The sequence below is a fragment of the Rhodococcus pseudokoreensis genome (assembly GCF_017068395.1).
Classification (GTDB): domain Bacteria; phylum Actinomycetota; class Actinomycetes; order Mycobacteriales; family Mycobacteriaceae; genus Rhodococcus_F; species Rhodococcus_F pseudokoreensis.
In genome coordinates this window covers 4,701,860-4,723,338 of sequence record NZ_CP070619.1, presented here as the reverse complement: position 1 = coordinate 4,723,338, position 21,479 = coordinate 4,701,860, and the positions used below count along the sequence as shown (strand labels likewise).

The 21,479-nt window shown below is 67.0% G+C and carries 19 protein-coding genes; 5 read left to right on the top strand and 14 right to left on the bottom strand.

What is annotated here, in order from left to right; genetic code table 11:
- Positions 1 to 86 precede the first annotated feature (86 nt).
- The 3 genes from JWS13_RS26725 to JWS13_RS26715 all read left to right on the top strand — a co-directional run bounded on the left by JWS13_RS26725 (position 87) and on the right by JWS13_RS26715 (position 2,581).
- On the top strand, positions 87 to 1,289 hold the full coding sequence (locus JWS13_RS26725) for an aromatic ring-hydroxylating oxygenase subunit alpha (RefSeq protein ID WP_206008347.1): 1,203 nt from the start codon (positions 87 to 89) through the stop codon (positions 1,287 to 1,289).
- The gene (locus JWS13_RS26720; protein ID WP_206008346.1) at positions 1,279 to 2,223 is read left to right on the top strand and encodes a PDR/VanB family oxidoreductase; all 945 of its coding nucleotides are present in this window, start codon (positions 1,279 to 1,281) and stop codon (positions 2,221 to 2,223) included. The genes JWS13_RS26725 and JWS13_RS26720 overlap by 11 nt, the downstream gene beginning before the upstream one ends.
- A 76-nt stretch (positions 2,224 to 2,299) precedes the next feature.
- Positions 2,300 to 2,581, top strand: a complete 282-nt coding sequence (locus tag JWS13_RS26715; protein WP_241032315.1) for a DUF3263 domain-containing protein — start codon at positions 2,300 to 2,302, stop codon at positions 2,579 to 2,581.
- Positions 2,582 to 3,530: 949 nt separating this feature from the next.
- On the opposite strand, the gene JWS13_RS26710 is transcribed toward JWS13_RS26715, so the two are convergent.
- The 9 genes from JWS13_RS26710 to JWS13_RS26670 all read right to left on the bottom strand — a co-directional run bounded on the left by JWS13_RS26710 (position 3,531) and on the right by JWS13_RS26670 (position 14,161).
- A complete protein-coding gene (locus JWS13_RS26710; RefSeq protein WP_206008345.1) occupies positions 3,531 to 4,886 on the bottom strand; it encodes a flavin monoamine oxidase family protein in 1,356 nt (451 codons plus the stop codon).
- Between the two features lie 59 nt (positions 4,887 to 4,945).
- Positions 4,946 to 5,641, bottom strand: coding sequence for a transporter (locus tag JWS13_RS26705; RefSeq protein ID WP_206008344.1), 696 nt, complete (start codon positions 5,639 to 5,641; stop codon positions 4,946 to 4,948).
- A gap of 48 nt (positions 5,642 to 5,689) precedes the next feature.
- Positions 5,690 to 6,988 carry an NAD(P)/FAD-dependent oxidoreductase gene (locus JWS13_RS26700; RefSeq protein ID WP_206008343.1) on the bottom strand — a complete coding sequence of 433 codons (1,299 nt, stop codon included), beginning with the start codon at positions 6,986 to 6,988 and terminating at the stop codon, positions 5,690 to 5,692.
- 5 nt (positions 6,989 to 6,993) lie between these two features.
- Positions 6,994 to 7,368, bottom strand: a complete 375-nt coding sequence (locus JWS13_RS26695; protein ID WP_206008342.1) for a hotdog fold domain-containing protein — start codon at positions 7,366 to 7,368, stop codon at positions 6,994 to 6,996.
- Positions 7,365 to 9,029: a flavin-containing monooxygenase gene (locus JWS13_RS26690; RefSeq protein WP_206008341.1), complete on the bottom strand. Its 1,665-nt coding sequence runs from the start codon at positions 9,027 to 9,029 to the stop codon at positions 7,365 to 7,367. Before JWS13_RS26690 ends, JWS13_RS26695 begins: the two co-directional genes overlap by 4 nt.
- Before the next feature lie 107 nt (positions 9,030 to 9,136).
- A complete protein-coding gene (locus tag JWS13_RS26685) occupies positions 9,137 to 10,594 on the bottom strand; it encodes an aldehyde dehydrogenase family protein (RefSeq protein ID WP_206008340.1) in 1,458 nt (485 codons plus the stop codon).
- A 44-nt stretch (positions 10,595 to 10,638) separates the two neighbouring features.
- Positions 10,639 to 11,736 carry a Zn-dependent alcohol dehydrogenase gene (locus JWS13_RS26680; RefSeq protein WP_206008339.1) on the bottom strand — a complete coding sequence of 366 codons (1,098 nt, stop codon included), beginning with the start codon at positions 11,734 to 11,736 and terminating at the stop codon, positions 10,639 to 10,641.
- An 11-nt stretch (positions 11,737 to 11,747) separates the two neighbouring features.
- The gene (locus JWS13_RS26675) at positions 11,748 to 12,527 is read right to left on the bottom strand and encodes an enoyl-CoA hydratase/isomerase family protein (protein ID WP_206008338.1); all 780 of its coding nucleotides are present in this window, start codon (positions 12,525 to 12,527) and stop codon (positions 11,748 to 11,750) included.
- Positions 12,524 to 14,161 (bottom strand): class I adenylate-forming enzyme family protein, encoded by a 1,638-nt coding sequence (locus JWS13_RS26670; RefSeq protein ID WP_241032314.1) that lies wholly within the window; start codon positions 14,159 to 14,161, stop codon positions 12,524 to 12,526. The genes JWS13_RS26675 and JWS13_RS26670 overlap by 4 nt, the downstream gene beginning before the upstream one ends.
- 308 nt (positions 14,162 to 14,469) lie before the next feature.
- Here JWS13_RS26670 and JWS13_RS26665 point away from each other — a divergent pair, with 308 nt between their 5' ends.
- A complete protein-coding gene (locus tag JWS13_RS26665) occupies positions 14,470 to 15,150 on the top strand; it encodes a TetR/AcrR family transcriptional regulator (RefSeq protein ID WP_206008336.1) in 681 nt (226 codons plus the stop codon).
- Positions 15,151 to 15,161: 11 nt separating this feature from the next.
- On the opposite strand, the gene JWS13_RS26660 is transcribed toward JWS13_RS26665, so the two are convergent.
- On the bottom strand, positions 15,162 to 16,631 hold the full coding sequence (locus JWS13_RS26660; RefSeq protein WP_206008335.1) for an MFS transporter: 1,470 nt from the start codon (positions 16,629 to 16,631) through the stop codon (positions 15,162 to 15,164).
- Between the two features lie 17 nt (positions 16,632 to 16,648).
- On the bottom strand, positions 16,649 to 17,548 hold the full coding sequence (locus tag JWS13_RS26655; RefSeq protein ID WP_206008334.1) for a phytanoyl-CoA dioxygenase family protein: 900 nt from the start codon (positions 17,546 to 17,548) through the stop codon (positions 16,649 to 16,651).
- A gap of 245 nt (positions 17,549 to 17,793) precedes the next feature.
- Between JWS13_RS26655 and JWS13_RS26650 the strand changes: the two genes are divergently transcribed.
- Entirely contained in the window at positions 17,794 to 18,474 is a 681-nt protein-coding gene (locus tag JWS13_RS26650) for a TetR/AcrR family transcriptional regulator (RefSeq protein WP_206008333.1), read from the top strand.
- Positions 18,475 to 18,541: 67 nt separating this feature from the next.
- Here the strand turns inward: JWS13_RS26650 and JWS13_RS26645 are convergent, their stop codons facing one another.
- The 3 genes from JWS13_RS26645 to JWS13_RS26635 are packed head-to-tail and all read right to left on the bottom strand — an operon-like array spanning position 18,542 to position 21,325.
- Positions 18,542 to 19,315, bottom strand: a complete 774-nt coding sequence (locus JWS13_RS26645; RefSeq protein ID WP_206008332.1) for a gamma-glutamyl-gamma-aminobutyrate hydrolase family protein — start codon at positions 19,313 to 19,315, stop codon at positions 18,542 to 18,544.
- Positions 19,312 to 20,667 (bottom strand): glutamine synthetase family protein, encoded by a 1,356-nt coding sequence (locus JWS13_RS26640; RefSeq protein ID WP_206008331.1) that lies wholly within the window; start codon positions 20,665 to 20,667, stop codon positions 19,312 to 19,314. The genes JWS13_RS26645 and JWS13_RS26640 overlap by 4 nt, the downstream gene beginning before the upstream one ends.
- On the bottom strand, positions 20,660 to 21,325 hold the full coding sequence (locus JWS13_RS26635; RefSeq protein ID WP_206008330.1) for a hypothetical protein: 666 nt from the start codon (positions 21,323 to 21,325) through the stop codon (positions 20,660 to 20,662). Before JWS13_RS26635 ends, JWS13_RS26640 begins: the two co-directional genes overlap by 8 nt.
- Positions 21,326 to 21,479: the final 154 nt, after the last annotated feature.

Genomic DNA, 21,479 nt, shown 5'->3' with positions numbered 1-21,479 from the left:
TGTGCACGAGAATATGTTGGCGGCCCGAAATAGTGATTAAGTTCATTGTCATCCATTCCAGCTCCCCCAATGATGGAGACGATGACATGACCACCGCCCTCCCACCTGCACCCCTCACCGCTGATGCGCTGGATTGCGTACTCCAGGAACAACTCTCCGACGCGCGAACACTTCCGGCGGACGCCTATCTTTCCCCCGAGGTCCTCGACTGGGAGCGCAAGCACCTCTTGGAGGCTGCGTGGGTCTGCGTAGGGCGCAGCAGCGACGTCGGCAAGCCCGGCGACCAGCGCGCCGTGCGAGTCGGGACCCAGGGCATCCTGCTGACCCGCGACGGATCCGGCGCTCTCCACGCCTTCTACAACGCGTGCCGGCACCGGGGGCACGAACTGTTGGCGGTGGACTCGTGCACCAACAAGCGTCTGGTGCAGTGCCCCTACCACTCGTGGGTCTACGAACTGGACGGCGAACTCCGCTCCGCGACGCGGTTCACCGGCACGGACAACTTCGCCACGGACGAGTGGCCCCTCATCGGGCTGCGCGCAGTCGAGTGGTTCGGCTGGATCTTCGTCAACGCCTCCGACGATGCCCCCGACTTCGGCAAGTGGGTCGGCAATCTGACCGATGTCGTCGCCCCCTGGGATCCCACGGAGATGGTCGTAGGCGAGTCTCACAGCTATACGCTCCAGACCAACTGGAAATTGGTGATCGAGAATTACCTCGAGTGCTACCACTGCCCTTCGATCCATCCTGAGCTCTGCCGGGTCAGCCCGCCGGAGACCGCAATGGGTTTGCGACACACCGGCATGTGGCTGGGTGGACCATTGGAACTGCGCGATGACGCGGAAACCATGAGCCTCGACGGCCGCAGCGGCGGGGAACGCATCGCCGGGATCAGCGACGAGCAGGCCCGCCGGACGATCTACTTCATGCTTGCACCCAACCTGCTACTGACCCTGCAGCCGGACTACGTAATGACCCACCGCCTGGTGCCGCTGTCTCCCGGTGAAACGTTCGTGGAGTGCTCCTGGCTCTTCCCACGGGAGGTGGCCGAACGCCCCGGCTTCGACCCCTCGTACGCCGCAGGGTTCTGGGACATCACCAACCGGCAGGACTTCGCAGCCTGCGAGTCCGTGTACCAGGGGCTGTTGGGCAACGGCTACCGGCCCGGGCCATTCGACGCACGCGAGGACGGCGTCCGCGCCTTCCAGGCCCAGCTTGCTTCCGCATACCTCACCGGGCGTTGGGACATCGCACAAACCATCACCTTCGGCGGCCGTGATGACCAGTGACGCCCAGTTTTCGCTCGAGGTCACCGCCGTCGCATCCCTGGCATCGGGTGTGCGGCAGGTGCGCTTGGAGCGTCACGAACGAACCGTGCTGCCCGAGTGGGAGCCCGGCGCGCACATCGACGTGGTGCTGCCGAACGGAGTTGTGCGCCAGTATTCGCTGTGCGGCGACCCTCAGGATCTGTCGGCCTACGAGATCGCGGTGCTGCGCGCGCCGCAGAGCCGCGGGGGCTCCGAATACGTGCACACCCGCCTACGCGTCGGCGACGTCATCCCAGTGCGCGGACCGAGGAACAACTTCGCCTTCGCTGCCAGACATCGGGCTCTGTTCATCGCCGGCGGAATCGGGATCACACCGATTCTCGCCATGATCAGACGAGCTGAGCGCGACGGCAGCGATTGGAAACTCGTCTACGGCGGTAGATCCCGTGACTCGATGGCGTTCGCCAGCGAACTCGAGCGCTACGGAGAACGGGTGCAGCTGGTGCCGGAGGACGAGTTCGGGCTGGTGAACCTGCCCGGGCTGCTCGGCACACCGCTGCCGGACACCGAGGTCTATTGCTGCGGCCCGACCGGCCTGCTCGACGCCGTGCAGTCGCTGTGCAAGCCGTGGCCCGCCGGATCGCTCCACCTGGAACGGTTCTCGGGCACAGTCACCGACCGCCCGAACGACGCATTCACCGTGGTCGCCGAACGCAGTGGCGTGACCTGCTCGGTGGCGCCGAGCCAGTCGATCGTGGACGCACTCGCCGACGTCGGAATCATCGTCCCAACCTCCTGCGGAGAGGGCCTGTGCGGCACCTGCGAGACCAAGGTCCTCGACGGGGTGCCCGACCACCGCGACCTGCTGCTCGGCGACGACGAGCGGGAGGCGGGCACGTCGATGATGATCTGTGTGTCCCGCGCCAAAGGCGAACGGCTGATCCTCGACCTGTAGCGAGGTTGGGCGCGTTGGTTCGGTCGGCTACGCGAGGCACTCCCATCTTGTCGGAACTGGAAAGAACGGAGACGACGTGACCGACGACGAACTCACCATGCTCGACTTCGCCGTCAAATGGGCACCTTTCGGAGGAGGAGATGACCACATCCTCCCCGAGTTCGGCGTCGTCCCCACCGAGTTCTACCAGCGACTGCAAGCGTTCCTCGCCTATTACCCCGGCGTGAACGACAGCGTACGACGCCGGCTAGCCGAGTTGTGCACCCTCAAACTCCGCGCAGCACCTTCGCCGGCGCGAACACTCTGGCATCTCAGTAGGTCGCAACCTCACCATATACATCCCGATCGAGACTCCTGATGGTTCGCGCCGACCTCCTGAGCACTCGCGTGTGCTGGTGGCTAACCGACAGCCGGAACTTGGCAAACTGCAGCGAAACCATTTGGAATTACAGCAACGACAACACCTTCCCGATACACAGAGGCGAAGCCGATGAAAGCCGACGACACCCCCACCACGGAACTCAGCATCCCTATTGCCGAACAAGTCCGGACGTACCGAAACGAACGTCGGCGACGACGCCGTGGTCGAACGGCCCCCTCGAAGAACGAACACCGAACCAGTGAGAACGAACTCATCATCGATCTCGCACGACGATGGCGACCCTACGGCGGTCCCCCCGCCGAGGAGATTTTCCAACTCTTCGGCATCGGCAGACCTCAGTTCATCGAACTGCTCTGGAACGCAGTCCGAATGGTGGACCGAAACGGATCACTAACAGTGGAACTCGCGGCCGCGTACTCGCTCCACCACCCACAGCGGTAAGTCGGAATCGGACGATGAGTACCGCCGAGTCATCCTCTTCAACACCACCACCTGGCAGGTGAACCTCGACCCACTCCGCACCGACTCCGTCTGCGCCAGACTCTGTCCGGGGGGGGAATACCCGAATCACCGCATCGGGCCGGGACTGGGGACTCGTGCTCTACGCCGTTCGTTCGTACGTCCGGCTACCGCCGGGCCCCGCAATGGACCACTTCATCGCCGACCACTCTGTCCGCACTTCACAGGGCCGTCGCTATCGTCGGCCCCGATGTGGAGGCGAGCGTGGCCGCGCGAGAGCCCGTCACCTTGCCGAACAGGCCTGCTCGTGTGAACTCGCAGCAGGTCGTCACCAGTCGTCGAGCGGTGAGTTGGGAATCGTGGCGCGGAGCCGGATCGTCGGGCGGGACCCACCGCCATGTGCGCGCCCGGGCCCGGTTGCGGGTCCGACGCGGAACCGACCTCTCCCCGGCGATGCCGCGCGTGTCTACCGCTGCCGGCTCAGGCTCGCCAGTACGGCCTTCGCCGCGCGCTCGCCCGATGTGGCTGCGTCGGCGAGCGACGGCATGTCGAGCTGGTAGTCGCCGGCGAGGTGGATGGTTCCGAGCGGATCACGCAACGTCGGAAGCGAGTTCCTCCGCCCGGGCGCCCAGAAGGGCACGACCCGACGGTGCTTCCGCACGATGCCCTCGCCCAGCTTCCCGTCGAGCTCGGGAAACACTGCAAGCAGGTCCTTCTCGAATCGCGACACGATCTCCTCATCGGACAGGTCGAACAACGCGTCGGCCTGAGCGCCGCCGGCGAAACAGGCCAGTGCTCCGCCCGGTTTACGATCGTCGCCGTTCCGCATCGCCGCGGCGTGGTTGAACATCGCCTGGAACGACAGCTGCGGCGTCGAGACACCGAAGAAGTCGTCCCAGCGCTGCGGCCCGGCTTCGTCGGTGAAGAATCCGACGATCACGTACCGGCCGTAGGTGATGTCGTTGAAAGCGTTCCGGTGCTGCTGTGGGAGGTCCGGGATGATCCGCTCGGCTATATCGGCGGGTACGGTCACGATCGCGCGCTTCGCCCGCAGCCGCACCGGCCGGTCACCGTCGAGATAGTCGACGACGACGCCGTCGCCGTCCTGCCGCACCGATTGCACCGCCGAGTTCAGCCGGATCCGGTCACCGAGATCCTCCGCCAGCACGTCGGTCAACGTCTGGTTGCCACCCACCGGCAGCGAGAAGTTCGGGATCTTCTCCGGGTCGGCCAACGCGAGGCCGACCGAGGTGACGAACTGGGTGGCGGCCGTCTCCTCCACCTCGCATCCCATCCACTGCGCGGACCACGACCGGACGACGGCGGCCGCCAGTTCCGACCGGACACCCTTCAGCAGGTACGACGCCAGCTTGGTGTCGAGCTTGGCGCGAACCCGTTGCGCGAGAAGGCTCTGCGACTCCAGGAACGGCATGACCGCGAGGATGCGCGCACCGACGATGGCCATGCCGATGCGGTCCATCATGGTCATCCGCGTGCGGAACATGAGCGCGACGGGATTCGAGGTGTCGACCACCCCGCCGTTCAGGTACAGCGCGACGCTTTTGCCTGCGAGCGAGCCCATCTCGATGCCGTGCCGGTCGAGAGCATCGATGAGTGTGCCTGTGCCCTCGGTGAACTGAGTGCCGACGTTGACCCAGTAGTCGCCCCGCCGGACGGTCTCGACTCGTCCGCCGACACGATCGGCGGATTCGAGCACGACTACGTCGGTCTCGGGCGACAGCGTGGTCGCCGCCGTCAAACCCGCCATTCCGGCGCCGACGACGACCACCTCGGTCGTCTCTTCCTGGACGTGCGTTGTCATTTCGGTTCCTGACTCTCGAGAACGATGGGCTTCGGTGCTGCGGTGGGTCACGGCGCGGCTCAGGCCGTGACCGAAGCGCCGCCGCTGACCGCCTGGGCGTCGACGCGCTTGTTGTGAGCGTCGAACGCCCGGTAGGCGCGGAAGTACGCGAACATCTGCAGGCCCCACGTGGACAGCGCGAAGATGTAGAAGATCGTGTGCTCCGCGTCGTCGCCCGGGATGTGGACGAAGTCGTACGTCGACGCGATGACGAATCCGCAGGCGGTGGCGACGGCGGCCCACACAGCGTGTCCGCGCTCGCCGATACCCCACAGGCGTGTGACGAAGTAGATCAGGAAAATCGTGGTGAGCACGTTGACCACGATGTAGAAGATCTTGCCGGGAACGCCGATCTGCTCGGCGAACTGGCTGAGGAGGAATCCCACCACGGCCGCGAGGGCGAACGCGCCGATGTCCACCGCCACGGACGGCTTGTACCGGTGAGTGACCTTCATCAGTCCGAGGACCAGGATCAGCGTGATCCCGACGGACCGGGAGAAGGCATCCAGGAAGTAGGCGAACGTGTACATCGGGCTGTCGTGACCGGCCTTGATGAGACCGTAGATCAGGAAGTTCGAACCCGACGTCGCGACGATCATCCACTCGATGCCGAGCAGGTAGTTCTTGTAGTTCCGGATGAACTTGATCCCGTAGGTGAATCCGACGGCGATCATCCAGATGTCCGCGACCGCGAAGAGCAGTTCTCGGATGGACATGTTTTTCTCCTTGGATGTGACATCAGCCGACCGGACGGGCGGCGATGGCTATTTCGTGAGGGCGGCCAGGCGGTCGGAGGCGCGGTCGGCGATCCAGCCTGCATGCAGCACGGGGCCGCTGACGAGGCTGCGCCGGAAGCGCTTGCGGCCGCGCCAGATCGCCGCAAGGTCGTCGTGCAGCGGCGCGTCGCAGATGCGGTCCGCGAGCAGGTGGCCCACGTACTGTGCCTGGGCGAAGCCGTGGCCGTTGCAGGCGAGCGAGTAGAGCACGTTGTCGGAGGCCTCGCCGGCGACAGGGAGCCACGTGGAACTCATGCCGATCCAGCCGCCCCACGCCTTCTGCGGCTCGATGTCGCGCAGGCCGGGGAAGCGGTCGTGGAATCCGCGGACGAGGTCGTCGGCGACGTTGCGGGCGGGGGTGCGGTCGGGCAGTGGGTTGCGGCCGGTCTGAACGCGGCGGGTCCCGAACACGATGGTGCCGCGCGGGGTGACGCGGTAGCTCTCGAGGATCATGTGCAACGTGACCATCGGCGCGCGGCTGGTCCAGCCGATCTCGTCGAGCCGTTCGGGTGCGACGGGTTCGGTCTCGACCAGCGAGGTCCACACCGGGGTGGCGAGGTTCTTCGGCGCGATCGGCAGGCCCGCGCTGTAGGCGTTGGTGGTCAGCAGCGCCTTGCGGGCGCGGACACGTCCCTCCGGGGTTTCGACGGTGACCCCGCCGCCGGTGTCCGTGACGTCGTGGGCGGGGGTGTGCTCGTAGACGCGCACGCCGGACGCGATCGTCGCGGCCCGCAGGCCGAGGACGAATTCACCCGGGTTGAGGGTGCCGCCGACGCCCTCGCGCATTCCGCCGAGGAAGCCGTGCGGAAGGCCCGCCTCGGGGCCCTCGATGAATTCGGCCGACGATCCGGCGTCGGCCAGGACCTTCGCGTTGCGGCGCGCGTGCCGCAGCTGGCCCTTGGACACGGCGGCCATCACGATGCCCTCCGACTGATAGCCGCAGTCGATTCCGCGACGGCTGATGGCGCCCTCGGCGAAGTGCACCGCGTTCTCGGCGTACCGGTACAGGTTGCGTAACCGCTCGGGTTTGAGCAACAGTCCGAGCAGCTCCGGATCGGCGGCGATCGAATTCGTGATGTATCCGGCGTTGCGGGAGCTGGCGCCCCAGCCGAGGGTCTTCGCCTCGAGGAGTACCACGTCGACACCCTTGTCGGCGAGGCGGAGTGCGGCCGACATGCCGCCCCCGCCGCCGCCGATCACGACCACGTCGCAGTCGATGTCACCGGTCAGGGGCGGTTCGACGGTGGTGGGCGGTGCGGCCCAGCCGGTCTCGTGAATCAGCTTCATCGTCACTACTCCGTCGCGTCTGCAGGGATGACCGCGGTGCCGCGAGCGCGCACCGCGACCAGCGGATGCTCCAGGACCTGCGATCGGCCCATGTCGCCGGAGGCTCGGCAGATCACACGGAGCTCGAAATCGACGGTGCGGCTGCGGTTGCCTTTCTTTACGAGCTTGGCCTCGGCCTCGACGACATCGCCGCCTCGGACTGCGGCGAGGAACTCGACGGACGAGTAGCCGGCGAACAGGCCCTCGTGACCGTCCAACTCGATCGATAGGTTCGTGCCGACGTCTCCGAAGAGCTTCAGGGCGTAGGCGCCGTCGACCAGATTGCCCGCGTAGTGCGCGTCGGAGAAGGCGACGTAGCGCCGGTGGACTGCAGTACTCACGAGATCTCCCGGTGGATGGGGCCGAGCCGGCGGGACTTCGTTTCGCCGTCGATCTCGACGCCGGGGTAGCCGCGCTTGGCGATCTCGGTGCACATCCGGCGGTACTTGCCGACACCGCCCAGGTAGCCCATGAAGGTATTGGGCTTGCCCTCGATGTTGGAGCCGCGGTACCAGGAGTCGGTGGTGGCGTACAGGGTGGCGGCGACGGTCTCCTCGGTGATGTCGACCCAGTCGTTCTGGCCCTCGACGGTGGCCTCCACCAGCGTCGCGCCGGCGTCGAGGGCGTGCTCGATGAGGTCGGCGATCCAGTCCACACTCTGCTCGATGGACATCACCACGTTGCTGGCGAGTGCGGGGCTCTGTGGGCCCGCCACCATGAAGAAGTTGGGGAAGTCTGCGGTCATGATCCCGAGGTAGGTGCGGACACCGTCGTGCCAGGCCTCCTGCAGCTTCGCGCCGGACGCGCCGGTGAGACCCAGCCCGTACAGCGGGCCGGTGAAGGCGTCGAAGCCGATGGCGAGTACGACGGCATCCGCCTCGTACGTGCCCTTCGAGGTGACGATCGCGTTCGCGGTCATCGTCTCGATCGGCTCGTCGCGCAGCGACACCAGCGACACGTTGGGCCGGTTGTAGGTCTCGTAGTAGTCCGTTCCGAAGCAGCTGCGTTTGGCGCCCAGCGGGTGGTATTTGGGCACCAGCAGTTCGGCGGTGGCCGGATCCTCGACGATCTCGCGAATCTTGTCGTGGATGAATTCCGAGGCGGTCCGGTTCGCCTCGACGTCGGTGATCAGGTCCGTGAATTCGGCGCCGACGCCGTTGAAACCACTGAGCTCGTAGGCCGCCTCGTAGCGCCGCTGACGCTCCTCGGCCGATACGTCGAAGGCCTTGTCGGCCACGGGGCGCTCGGGGATGCCGCCGAGCGAGTGCCGGCATTCCTCGCGGATCGCCTGGTAGTCGACCTTGATGGATTCGACCTGCTCCGGGGAGAGTTCGGTGTTGCGGGCAGGCATCACGTAGTTCGGGGTGCGCTGGAACACCGTGACGTGCTCCGCGACCTCCGCGATCAGTGGGATGGCCTGCACGCCCGACGATCCGGTGCCGATCACGGCGACGCGCTTGCCTGCGAGGTCGTCGAGCGAGATGTTCCACCGGCTGGTGGACACCTGCAGTCCGGCGAAGTTCCCGAGGCCCGGCACGTCGAAGTCCTTGGGGGTGGACAGGCCGCCCGCACCCGAGATCAGGTAGCGGCTGCGGCGCGTCTCGCCGTTGTCCAGCCGCACCTCCCACAGCCGGTCGGCCGCGTTCCACGTCGCGCCGACCACGCGGGTATCGAAGGTGAAGTGCTTGCGCAGGTCGAAGCGGTCGGCGACATGTTCGATGTAGCTGAGGATTTCGGCCTGCGGCGCGAACCGCTGGCTCCACGTCCATTCCTGCTGGAGCGCCTCGTCGAACGAGTAGGAGTAGTAGATGCTCTCGACGTCGCAGCGGGCGCCGGGATAGGTGTTCCAGAACCAGGTGCCGCCGACGCTGGGGCCGGCCTCGAAGCCCGCGAAGGTCCACCCGGCGTTCGTGAGCCGGTGCGAGAGGTAGAGGCCGGTGAAGCCGGCACCGACGCCGATGACATCGACGATCCCGCTGGCTGAGGTGGAGGTGGAGTTCATGCTGCCGCTTTCGTTGAGTTAGTCAAACGACTGGGTCAAGTGACTTAGTTGAGTAGACCAGTGGTGCCGGTCACAGTCAAGGGGTGACGCGAAAGTAGTCGCGATCGCTACAGGGGAAGGTCGGGAGAATCGACGCCGACCACGCGATCTCCGCAGAACACCCGGACGGACTCACCGGGGGCGTGACCGCCGATTCCGGAGGCACCCCAGAAGCTTTGTGCCGAACCGTCGGCGAGATCGGCGACCTTGGCACCGTTCACCCGCACCTCACCCGACCGCACCCGGGATCCGACCTCGATGGCGCGGTCCAGGTCGCCACCGAACACGTACGCGTCGAGACCCGACGGGTTCGCGTTGGCGACGCGCACGGCGTCCTCGTCGGACTCCACGGCGTGCAGGCTGACGAGCGGCCCGAACAGTTCGGCGGTCGCGACCGACGCGTCGACTCCCGAAGCGACGGTGGGGGAAAGGAAGAACCCGTCGAGTGCGGGAAGCGCTGCCGGCTGATGGATCGTCCCGCCGTGGCCCCGCAGCCCTTCGATCCGGCTCTGCAGCGTGGCGAAATGCGAGGCGTTCGAGATCGGGCCCAGCTGCGTCTTCTCGTCGAGTGAGTGCCCGATGTCGATGCGGGAGATGCGATCGAGCAGCGCCTCCAGGAGCGGCGCGACGAGACTCCTGTGCGCCAGCACCTTTCCGGGGCCTTCACACCACTGACCGTTGAGCTTGGTCATCCCGTCGAGGATTCCGTCGGCTGCCACGTCGATGTCGGCGTCGTCCAGCACGAGGGCCGGGTTGTTGCCGCCGAGCTCGAGCTGGAGCACCTTGAAGTCCTCCGCGGCCGCGCGGGCGATCGCGCGGCCGGCGTTCGGGCCGCCCGTGAACGAGACGATCTTCACGCGGTGATCGCCGGTGATCGCCGCGCCCACGTCGCCCGCGCCGTGGACGAGCTGCAGCGCACCGTCGGGAAGCCCGGCCTTGACGAAGCATTCGACGATGATCTGGGCGCTGCTCGGCGCATGCTCGGACGGTTTGAGGATGACGGGGCAACCGGCGGCGAGCGCACTCACCATCTTCGCGGCGGGGATGAAACTCGGGCCGTTCCACGGGGTGAGGATCGCGGCGGGGCCCCACGGGACCTTGTACAGCCGCACGTCGCGGCCACCGGCCTCCAGCGCCGTGCGACGCGGGACGGCGCGCAGATCCGCGGCCGACGAGCGGATCCGGTGCGGAAGGAACTGCGCGACCATCCGGGCCTTCGCGATCGGGACGCCGCTGGTGAGGGCATCGGTCCGGGCGATGTCCTCGATCCGGGCCTCGACGATGTCGGCCGCACGCTCGATGACCGCCGCGCGTTCCTCGCTCGCCGCGTCGTCCCAGCGTTCGAAGCCGTACGACCGCTCGGCGTGCCGCAGTGCGCGCTCCACGTCGTCCGGGCCGGTGGTGACGGCGCGGTGGACCGGTTGGCCCGTGTTGGGGTCGAGATTCCACGCGTCCGGGATCGTCCGGCACTCGGACCACTCGTCGGCGATGTAGTTGATCGGCTGGGGCAGTTCAGGGTTCGACATCCGCGTCTTCCTTCGGTGCGTCGGTGTGGATGGGATCGGTGTGATCACACGGTGAGGTCGGCGACGATGCGGGTCACCTCGCCCGACTTCATCGCCTCGAAGCCCTTGTCGATCTCGCGGAACGGGATCACGTCGCTGACCATCTCGTCGAGCAGCAGGCTGCCCTGCAGGTACAGACGCGCGAACTGGGTGATGTCCTCGTGTGCCTGGCCCGAGCCCATGTACGAGCCGATGAGGCGCTTCTCGCCGAAGAAGAAGTCCGACGCGGGAACGGTGAGGTCGGTGCCGTCCGGTGCGATGCCCACCAGGCAGGCGGTACCCCTGGCACGCAGGACCGACAGCGCGGTGGCCGCGGTACGCGCGGAGCCGACGGCCTCGAACGAGTAGTCCACCCCGTCTCCGAGCATTCTCTGGATCTCGGTGGGGACGTCGGCAGCGCCGTTCACGACGTGCGTGGCACCGTACGTGCGCGCGGCCGCGAGCCGGGCGTCGTCGAGATCCACGGCGACGATCGCCGAGGCACCGGCGAGCCGCGCGCCCTGGATGATGGCCGACCCGACACCGCCGCAGCCGATCACCGCCACGGTGGCGCCGGGGCGAACCTGTGCGCCGCGGAAGACGGCACCGACGCCGGTGATGATGCAGCACGAGAGGAGGCACCCGACGTGCAGCCCCACCTCGTCGGGCACCTTCACCAGCGAGTTCTCCCGCATCAGGGTGTGGCGGGAGAACGCGCCGATGTCGCCGAGCCGCTCCACGACCCGGCCTCCCGGCAGCTGGAACGCGGGGCGGGGCCGCTGCCGGATCTGCGAGGCGCGCTGGCACTGCGTCGAGTGCCCGGCCTGGCAGTTGCGGCACAACCCGCACGAGGGCGTGAGGGCGCCGACGACACGGTCGCCGGGACTGAACGAGGTGACCGCGGAGCCGACCGACTCGACGATGCCCGCCACCTCGTGCCCGACCACCACCGGCAGGTCGGCGTGCACAGTACCGGTCATGTAGTGCAGGTCGCTGTGACACAGGCCCACGTTGGAGACCGCGACGCGGACCTCGTTGGGCTCCGGGTCGTCGACCTGGATCTCGGTGAATTCCAGCGGCTCGTTCACCGCGGTGAGAAGTGCTGCTTCGGTGGTGATCACCATTGTCTCCGATCTCAATTGCTCGTCAGGGGCGCCGTCGGCGCCGCGTTCTTCGATGCCCAGAAGCCCTCGATGCCCTCGGTGAAGGCACCCGACTCCCACGACTGGCGGGCGGCGTCGTCCTCGCGGGCGAACGCGGCCTCGACGTCTTCGGGCCGCGGCCGCAGCAGGCCCAGGTGCAGTGCAGTGGTACGGGGATCGGAGTTCCACTGCCGGATCACCTCGACCGCACGGTCCACCAGCGTCTGCGGGGCCACGATCTCGTCGAGCAGCCCGATCCGCAGGGCCTCGTCCGCGCCGATCCGGTTGGAGCCGAGAATGATTCGCATCGCGTGGTTCCGGACCAGGCGGCCCATGAGGAGGCTCGAGGCGTTCGAGATGATGATCCCGCGGTGGTTCTCCGGCTGGAAGTACTCGGCGGCGGGGGTGCCGATCCGCGAGTCGCAGCACAGCGTGATCTCCGAGGCGCCGCCGACCGCGATCCCGTTCACCGCCGCGATCACGGGGACCTCCGTCTCCAGAATCGCCCGGGTGATGTCGTGGAACGTCGCGAAGGCCTCGTGAATCTCGTCGTAACTGGTCGGCACTGACTGCAGGTCCTCACCGGCGGAGAAAGCCCGCCCCGCACCCGTGAGCACGATTCCGCGGACGACGTCCCCCGTCCCGAACCGGCGGATCGTCTGCGCGAGCCTCACCCGCGTGGCCACGTCCATCACGTTCAGCTTCGCGGGGCGGTTCAGCGTGAGCACGGCGACGTCGCGGTCGATGTGCACGTCCAGGTAGTTCTCGGTCATGTGTGGCTCCTGTCGTTGCCGCTGCCGGCGGTGCGCAGCGGCTGCAGGTCGTGGGTGATGCCCGGATGTTCGGCGGCGCGCGCCTTCAGCGCCGGCTTCGACACACGCTCGGACGGGGTGCGCGGGAAATCGGCGACGAACTCGACGTAACGCGGAACCTTGAAGCGCGCCAACTGGGTTCGCGCGCCGTCGACGATTCGCTCTGCGGCCGGGCGGCATTCCTCGACGCCAGGGGCCAGCTGCACGAAGGCCTTGACCTCCTCGCCGAACAGCTCGTCCGGGACGCCGACCACCGCTGCCGCGACGACGGTGTCGTCGCGCTCGAGGACGCGTTCGACCTCGGCGCTCGCGATGTTCTCGCCGCCGCGGCGAACCATGTCCTTGATCCGGCCCACCAGGCGGTAGCTGTCCGCCTCGCGGACCGCGACATCGCCGGTGTGGAGCCAGCCGTCGCGCAGGACCTGCGCGGTGTCTTCGGGCCGGTTCCAGTAGCCCAGCATCATCGGGCTGCCCGACGTGATCAGCTCGCCGGATTCTCCCTCGGCAACCTCTGCGCCCTGCGGATCGACCACCCGGACCTGCTTCGTCGGAACCGGCTGCCCCAGCCGCCCGCTGCCGACGTCGGCCGCGCGCTCGGGGAGGCTGACCAGGTCGACGCCGCTTTCGGTCATCCCGAAGATCTCCCGCCACGGCGCACCCCAACGCTGTTCGAGCCCTGCGTGCAGCGCGACGGGGATTGCCGAGCACAGCACGAGGCGCAGGTCGTTGTCCCGGTCCTGCGGGCTCGGCGCCTGCTTGAACAGCAGCGTGGGCATCGAGCCGAGCACGTAGCAGAATGTGGCCCGGTGCCTGCGGACGTCCGCCATGAAACCCGAGGCGGAGAACCGGGGCAGGACCACCAGCGGCGCGCCGATCGTGAGGCACAGCGAGGTGTTCCACTGCGGGTCCATGTACGAGAACGGCTGCGAGGTGAGTGCCACGTCGTCGGCCCCGAGGCCCGCCGCGCTCGCGCAGACCCACCCCAGCCGAACCCAGTAGTCGTGGGTCAGCATGCACGCCTTCGGGAATCCGGTTGTTCCCGACGTGTATTGGAGGTTCGCGAGCGTCGCACCGGAGATGGCGACCCCCGGCCTGTCCGCCGGATACTGTCCGAGTTCGTCGCACGAGGCGGCCTCGACGATCCGGATTTCGCCCAGATCGCCGTTCGTGGCGCGCACCTCGTCGACGAGCGGGGTGTGACCGGTGTCGGTGACCATCACCCGGGCGCCGGAATCCCGCAGCACGAATTCGAGGTCTGCGCGCTGATACGACGAATTGATCGGCACCGCGACGCCGCCGGCCTTGAGGATCGCGAGCCAGGCGATCGGCCACTGCACCACGTTGGGCAGCATGATCGCGACCCGGTCGCCTTCGCGGACCCCGTCCTCGGAGACGAGTCGCTGCGCCAGGCGTGACGTCCAGTCGTCGATCTCGCCGAACGTCCACGACCCTTCCGCGAAGCGGAGGAACTCGCGGTCGGGATACCGGAGGGCCTGGACCGCCAGCAGGCCGATGAGGGTGTCGATCGGCGGGTCCACAGCCATGCGATCGAGCGCGATCGCGCGTTCCTGGTGAACCGATTGGACTCCGGTCATGGTCATCCTCTATGTCGGGTGCAGTGCGGCGTTGAAGCGGGTGCGGCTCGCGATCTCAGGTCGTGACGGCGCATTCGCGGTGAGCTCGTGGCTCGTGCCCTCCGATCGCCGATGGCGCCGGACTGTGGGCTCAGTCATAGACTAGAAGAACATGGTCAATTGATCAAGGCACATGACTATGAAAGGGTGCGAACCGTGGATCCGAAGGGCCTGTTCTCGACGATGCGACGGCCCGTTTGCCCTTTCTGCTGGTAGCGTGCAGAACTGACTTGATCATCCGTTCAGGTTCGATTCGACAGGAGAAACGCATGGCCCGCATTCCCGCCGCAGAACGTCGCACCGAACTGGTGGCCGCGGCCGTGCGCATGATCGCCGCCCACGGGGTGGACGGCGCGACCACACGCCGCATCGCGCAGGACGCGAACGCTCCGCTGGCCACGCTGCACTACTGCTTTGCCACGAAAGAGGTGCTGTTCGCGGCGGTGTTCGAACACGTCACTGCACAGTATCGAGAGGTGTTGGCGCGCAACGACGTCCAAAGCGACGTCGAGACCACCGCGCGCGCCCTGTTGCGCGGCGTGATGGAGTGGTACCTGGCGAATCCGGACTTCGGCGCGGCGATCGTCGAGCTGATCAGCTGGGCCCAGCGTCAGGAGGGCAAGCAGGCCGAGATGGTGTACAACGAGGCATTCGCGACCATGCGGGCGATCCTCGAGGCCGCCGCGACCGATGCAGGCCAGTCGGTCGACCCGAAAACGATCGACGAACTGACCTACATCGTGTCCACGTTGTCCGACGGTTTCGCGCTCAACTGGCTGGTGTTCACCGACCGTGCAGCCGCCGAGTCGCAGATCGAACTCGTCCTCGGAGTGCTCGACGCGTGGATGGCCGCCAACCTCGGCGACGTGCCCAGGCCGGTGGCTCCGGCCGCGAAGGCGTCACCCGAAGAGGCCCTGCGTTCACTGGTGTCCTGGGTGAGCGTGGACTGACGCACCCTGTTTCAGGACACGGCACTTTCGACGCGTCGACCGGACCGAGCGCGTGAGATCAGCACGGTCACCACGATGAGCAGGGCGAGGACTCCCGACAGCCAGTAGCCGGTGCCGTAGAGGCCCTTTGCCGCGACCTCGAGGCCGGTGCCGACCACCGGAACCAGGGAGGCGCTGAGGTCGCCGCTGACGAGTGCCGTGCCGAAGGCGAAACCCACGGCCATGAACGTGCCGGCGACACCGGCCGCCATCCCGGCCTTCTCTTCGGGCACCGCCATCTGCACCATCGTGAAGCCGGCTGCATAGCCGATTCTGGTCCCGAGACCCATGACGGCAGCGCCCACGAGGTGCTGCCACTGCTGGTCGTGCGCCAGGGCGAGCCAGACCAGCCCCGATGCGCTGGTGAGCGCTCCGATGACGAAGACGGGGACACCACGGCCGTTGAGCAAGGCGCGGTCGAGCACGGTTCCGCGGATCAGGAACGCCGCCGCGAAGGGTGCCATGAGCCAGCCCGTCTGCAGCGCGCTGAGCCCGAGGCCGTAGGAGTCTTCCGGACGAAGATCCGCGGGAGTGATCTGGGCGTACGTGCTGAGCAGCAGCAGAAAGGCCGAGTTCACCGCTGCGAACAAGGCGATGCACAAGCACGACGCGGTGACCAGAGGCGTCTTCATCATTGCGACGTCGAATACCGCCGCGGTCGACCGGCGCTCGACGCGCACCCATGCGATGCCACCGATGATGCCGGCCACCAACGGAACAAGTGCCGCGACGCCCCACACGAGTCCTTGCGTCAAAGTCAGCAGGATCGCCGCGACCCACGCGATCATCCACACCGTGCCGAGAACAGCGATGCGGCCGTTACGCTCGGCGGGCGGGGCATGCGGGATCGTGACATGGCACGCAATGGTCGTGGCCGCGCACACTGCGGTCAGGATGACGAAGAAGCTTCGCAGCGACAGGCTCTCGACGATGAAGCCGCCGCCGATCATGCCCACGACGATGCCGACACCGGTGGCGACGACGAGAACCGCGACACCCACCGTGATGCCGTCCTCGCCGAGGTTGCGACGCAGGAAACCGAGCGGAAGCAACTGCGCCGCACCACCGAAGCCCATGAGAATGCAGCCGACGAGGAGGGTCGGATAGGAGTCGCCGACAGCCGGTATGAGCGCGCCGACCGCGAGGAATGCGGACGCCGCCACGGAGGCGTTTCGGTCGCCGTACAGATCCGCGAGGCGCGGCAGCAGGATGAAACCCGCTCCCCCGCCGAGAGTCAGCGCTGTGTACAGCCACGTCGTCTCGGCCACTGTGGCAAGGCCGTACTGCGCCTGGATGATCGGCAGCAGCGGCGGCAGGATGAAGATGACGGCGTTGGTCAGGACGATCAGCAGCGTGCCGACTCCGATCAGCACTCCCTTGTTCGGCGCACGGCGAGCAGGCGCCTCACCGGCGAGTCCGGCTTGCTGGTGGATCTCTGTCATCAGTTTCTCCGATTCGTTCAGACGCGGGCGGGGAGCGCGGCGCCGATAGCGGTGTACTCGTCACAACCGAGCAGGTCCATGGGGTCGGACATCTGGCCCCCGACCTCGACCCAGCCGACGTAGTGTTCCGAGGAAAAGTCGAGTGCTCGCTGGATCTCCTCCGGGAACGACCGAATCTGATCGAGGGTGTAGGTGAGGAAGGGGTTCTCCTCCGGGCGCAGGAATGCGAGGTCGTAGCCCATCGACAGGCCGAAGCGGTACTCGTCCGACGTGGTGTTCTGGCCACCACCGTGATAGGTGGAGCCGATCCAGATCAGCGCCGACCCGGCCTTCATCTCCGTCGGGATCGCCTCCTCGAGGCGCGGTGCGCGCTCGTCGTCCCACAGGTGCGAGCCCGGGATCACGAGGGTGCCGCCGTTCTCGGCGGTGAAGTCGCTGACCGCCACCATGATCTGCACCCGCGCTTCGCGCTGATACGTGGGGTGCCGCCACAACCAGACCGAGTCGTCACGATGAAGCGGCTGCGAACCCTGCCCCGGGCCGATCTTGATGGCCATCGTCGCGCCTACGTGCATGCCTGCCGGGTTCGGCATCGACTCTTCACCGAAGAAGACGTTGATCGGCTTGTTGAGAATGCGCTCGGCGACGCCTCGGTACAACGGGTTCAGCGCGACCGTCGCCATGTGCTCGGTCCGCGCGAACAAGCCGCTTGCGCGCTTGGTTCTGTTGCCGGCGAACAGCTCGTCGTGGCCGGTGTCGACCCGGTCGAGCACGGGGCCCAAGTCGGTCTCGAGTCCCTCGATGGTGGCTTCGTCGAAGAGCCCTTCGATGATCACGCCGCCGTCTCGCATGATCACCTCGACCGCGGCTTCTGTGGTGACGTCGGGAGTCAGACGTGTGAGTTCGTTCGTCGTCATGAGGGGTCTGTTCCTTCGAAATTGGGCTGGTCGCATTGGAGGGGCGCCGGAGTCGGCGATGTGATCCGGCTCATACCGTAAGCCAAGTCAGTCATATGATCAAGATGTTTGACTCAGAGATTTCGGAGGTTTACCTGCAGTTGGGGACGGCTTTTCTCGGCGATAGGGCCGTTCCCCACTCATCTGACTGCTAACGTGAGACTCGACATGATCATCTGATCAGTTCTGTCTCGACAGGAGATCGCATGGCTCGCATTCCCGCCGCCGAACGTCGCGCCGAACTGGTGGCAGCAGCCGTGCGCGTGATTGCCGCCCACGGAGTGGACGGCGCCACCACTCGCCGGATCGCGGAAGAGGCGAACGCTCCACTGGCCACGCTGCACTACTGCTTCTCCTCCAAGGAGGTGCTGTTCGCAGCTGTCTTCGAGCACGTCACCGCACAGTATCGAGAGGTGTTGACACGCAACGACGTCCACGGCAACGTGGCGTCCACGGCGCGTGCCCTGCTGCGTGGCGGGATGGAGTGGTACCTGGCGAGTCCGGACTTCGGCGCGGCGATCGTCGAGCTGATCAGCTGGGGCCAGCGTCAGGAGAGCCGGCAGGCCGAGATGGTGTACAACGAGGCACTCGCGACCATGCGAGCGATCCTCGACGCCGCCGCGACCGCTGCGGGCCAGTCGGTCGGCCCGGAAACGATCGACGAACTGACCTACCTGGTGTCCACGTTGTCCGACGGATTCGCGCTCAACTGGCTGGTATTCACCGACCGCACAACGGCTGAGCTGCAGATCGAGCTCGTCCTCGGAATACTCGACGCATGGATGGCCGCCAACCTCGGCGCTGCTTCCGTGCCGGCGCGCCGAGTTTCGACGGTCCCTCCCGCGGTAACCCTGCGCTCGCTCGCGTCCTGGGTGAGCGTGGACTGATGCCGGGCTGACACGAAAGACAACTGTCGGCCGCCACTTTCGGTGACGGCCGACAGTCTTTCCGGGGTTAGATCCGCTGGTTTCCTTCGGCGACGATCCAGCTCAGTGCCGGATCGTCGCGTTCCATCCACTCGGGATGCCACTGGACACCGAGCACCGCGGCCCCCGGCAACTCGACCGCTTCGACGACGCCGTCGGCCGCGCGCCCCGTGACCACCAGGCCGGTACCGCAGCGGTCGACCGCCTGGTGGTGCCACGAATTGGTCACCGCACCGGCGCCGAACAGCCGTTCCGCGATCGAGCCGGGCTCGAACGTCACCTTGTGGTCGTCGGCGCCGTCGGTGAGCGGGGGCGACACCGACAGGTGCTCGACGGAACCGGGCGGAAGGTCCGCGATCAGCGTGCCGCCCAGAGCGATGTTGAGGACCTGCAGGCCGCGGCACACCCCGAGCACCGGAATCTGCCGGGCGAGTGCGGCACGCACGAGCGCGATCTCGTACTCGTCCCGGTCGGGGTCGTGGACCATCGGATCATCCCGCGGATCCACGTCCCGGACCACCGACGGATCGCCACCCCAGTACGCGGGATGAACATCCTGGCCTCCGGTGATGACCACGCCCGCCAGCCAGTGGCAGAGTGCCTCCGGGTCGGCATCGTACGGCAGGTTGACCGGAATCCCACCGGCCCTGGCGATCCGGTCCGAGAAGTCGGACATGAAGGCGTCGGCGAACAGGTGTCCGTAACGCTTGTCGAGTCCATCGACCAGCCCCAGCCGGAACCGCCGGCCGGTGATGCCGATCATCGGCCGGATGGTGCCGGGCGTCGCGTTCTCCGCGCTCACGGGAACTCGAAGTATCGCGTCGACTCCCATTCGGACAGCTCGGCGCACGGATCGCCACCCGCGGTGTGGAACTGCATCCACTCCCACCGGCGGGTGCCCACCCAGTAGTCGACGAACTCGTCCCCGAGTTGTTCGCGCAGAATCGGATCCGCCTCGAGAGCGGCGGCCGCCTTGGTGATGGTGTTCGGCAACCGCTCGAGATCGGGCGCACACCACGCCATGTCGCTGACCGGCTCGGGCGGCTCGATCGCGCCGTCGAGGCCTGCGATCACCCCGGCGAGAATGGCCGCGACCGCGAGGTACAGATTCGCGTCGGCCCCGGGAACCCGGTACTCGAGGCGGGAGTACGCCGGGTGCCCGCACACCGCACGCACCGCGGTGGTCTTGTTGCTGATGCCCCACGTGACCGTCGTCGGCGGGCCGCTCAGGTCGACCAGGCGGCGGTACGAGGTGATCTGCGGCAGCACGATCGACGTCGCGCCCTGAATGGTCGCGAGGAGTCCGCCGATCGCGTGCCGCATCGTCGGTGAGGGCCCGTCCTCCGCGTAGAACGCGTTGACCCCGTCGCGCTGCAGGGACAGGTTGACGTGCGAGGCCTGACCGTATCCGGCTGTCGGCTTGGCCATGAAGGTCACGGTGTGACCGAGTTCGAAGGCCACCTCGCGCATCACCTGCCGGGCGCGAGCCCAGGCATCGCACACCGAGATCGGGTCACCGGGAACCAGATTGAGTTCGACCTGCCCTGCCGCGTCCTCGTCGCTCCACGCCTCCCACTCGATGCCGATCTCTTCGAGGCGACGGGCGACCGCCGACATGTAGTCGACCCAGTCCTTCGATTTCGCGAGGTGGTACGCGGTTCCGGCGGAACCGCCGAGCGGGGTCAGGTCGCGGTATCCCTTGGCGCGGGCCTCGTGAATGGACTCCTGGAACAGGGTCGCCTCGATCTCGACCGCCACGGTGGCCGTGAAACCACGCGTTGCCAGTCGGTCGACCAGCTTTCGGGCCAGGTTGCGAGGACACGTCCCGACCGGGGTGCCGTCCGTCTGCCAGTAGTCACCGATCACGGACTGCAGGCCGGGCTCCCACTGCATCAGCGTCGACATGTCGGGCCGGAACTGGACGTCGGCCAGGTGCCCACGCCAGTCGGGGTAGGCGAAACCGAAGGTCGGATCATTGCCCAGGTCGAGGCCGAACAGGAGATCGGCGAACGCGAACCCCGACTCCGCGCTCGCGGCGAACTTCTTGGGCGCCACGTTCTTTCCGAGGAACGAGCCATCGTGATTGGTGGCCTCGAGCCGGACCGTGTGGACGGCGGCATCACGATCCGTTGCGGTGGCGGTGATTTCAGACATCGTATCGAACCTTCCAGGATGCGGCGACGAGCACCGACAGCTGAGAGAGCGTGCCGCGCACGCCGATCAGACCGGTGGACAGGGCGGCGATCAGATCGTCGGCGCCCGAGAAGATGCCGGCCAGCAGTTCCGGGGGGCCGGCGATCACGTAGTGCGTCTCGCCCTCGCCGACGACCAGTTGGTCCAATCCGTCGGGGCCGTCCGCGACCGCGACGAGCACGTCCGGGATCCCCGGTACCGACCGGGCCGCGGCCCAGAACGTCTCCGCGGCGACCTGCCAGTCCGGCAGCGGCGGCGACAGCAGTGCCAGCGACGTTGCGGCGAGGTCGCCCTCGCCTGCGGGCTCGCCGACCGGGGCCAGCCGCGCGTTCAGGTCGACGGTCAGGGTGACATCGGGCGAGATGAACACACCGCTCGACACCGCGACGACACCGTTCGAGATGCTGATCGTCGCAGCCTGCGGGGTGTCGTGGGAGCGGACCGCGACAATGCCTTCCACCCCCGCCACGACGGCATCCGCACGGTGCGCGCGGACGGAGTCGGCGATCGTGCGGCCGATCAGCCGGACGATCGGACTCGCATCGTCCTCGATCCGAATGTCGACCCCGTCGACCGCGTCGGCCTCGCATGTCGCGTGGCCGATCGTCGTTTCGGTCATCCTTCAGTCCTTTCGATTCGACGAGATCATGTGCGCGGTACACCGTCAGCAGCGGATCCCTGTGGAATGCGACCATTGTGGTCAAGCGTCTTGGTCACGTGACTATGATAGTGAGGCACAGATCACTTGTTGTCAATGACTTGCGAGGTTTCCG

Coding starts and splice junctions, on each gene's coding strand:
- JWS13_RS26640 (WP_206008331.1), bottom strand. CDS start 20,667: ATGTCTGAAATCACCGCCACCGCAACGGATCGTGATGCCGCCGTCCAC.
- JWS13_RS26665 (WP_206008336.1), top strand. CDS start 14,470: ATGGCCCGCATTCCCGCCGCAGAACGTCGCACCGAACTGGTGGCCGCG.
- JWS13_RS26690 (WP_206008341.1), bottom strand. CDS start 9,029: ATGAACTCCACCTCCACCTCAGCCAGCGGGATCGTCGATGTCATCGGC.
- JWS13_RS26650 (WP_206008333.1), top strand. CDS start 17,794: ATGGCTCGCATTCCCGCCGCCGAACGTCGCGCCGAACTGGTGGCAGCA.
- JWS13_RS26680 (WP_206008339.1), bottom strand. CDS start 11,736: ATGGTGATCACCACCGAAGCAGCACTTCTCACCGCGGTGAACGAGCCG.
- JWS13_RS26705 (WP_206008344.1), bottom strand. CDS start 5,641: ATGTCCATCCGAGAACTGCTCTTCGCGGTCGCGGACATCTGGATGATC.
- JWS13_RS26720 (WP_206008346.1), top strand. CDS start 1,279: ATGACCAGTGACGCCCAGTTTTCGCTCGAGGTCACCGCCGTCGCATCC.
- JWS13_RS26670 (WP_241032314.1), bottom strand. CDS start 14,161: ATGACCGGAGTCCAATCGGTTCACCAGGAACGCGCGATCGCGCTCGAT.
- JWS13_RS26655 (WP_206008334.1), bottom strand. CDS start 17,548: ATGACGACGAACGAACTCACACGTCTGACTCCCGACGTCACCACAGAA.
- JWS13_RS26635 (WP_206008330.1), bottom strand. CDS start 21,325: ATGACCGAAACGACGATCGGCCACGCGACATGCGAGGCCGACGCGGTC.
- JWS13_RS26710 (WP_206008345.1), bottom strand. CDS start 4,886: ATGACAACGCACGTCCAGGAAGAGACGACCGAGGTGGTCGTCGTCGGC.
- JWS13_RS26700 (WP_206008343.1), bottom strand. CDS start 6,988: ATGAAGCTGATTCACGAGACCGGCTGGGCCGCACCGCCCACCACCGTC.
- JWS13_RS26660 (WP_206008335.1), bottom strand. CDS start 16,631: ATGACAGAGATCCACCAGCAAGCCGGACTCGCCGGTGAGGCGCCTGCT.
- JWS13_RS26725 (WP_206008347.1), top strand. CDS start 87: ATGACCACCGCCCTCCCACCTGCACCCCTCACCGCTGATGCGCTGGAT.
- JWS13_RS26675 (WP_206008338.1), bottom strand. CDS start 12,527: ATGACCGAGAACTACCTGGACGTGCACATCGACCGCGACGTCGCCGTG.
- JWS13_RS26685 (WP_206008340.1), bottom strand. CDS start 10,594: ATGTCGAACCCTGAACTGCCCCAGCCGATCAACTACATCGCCGACGAG.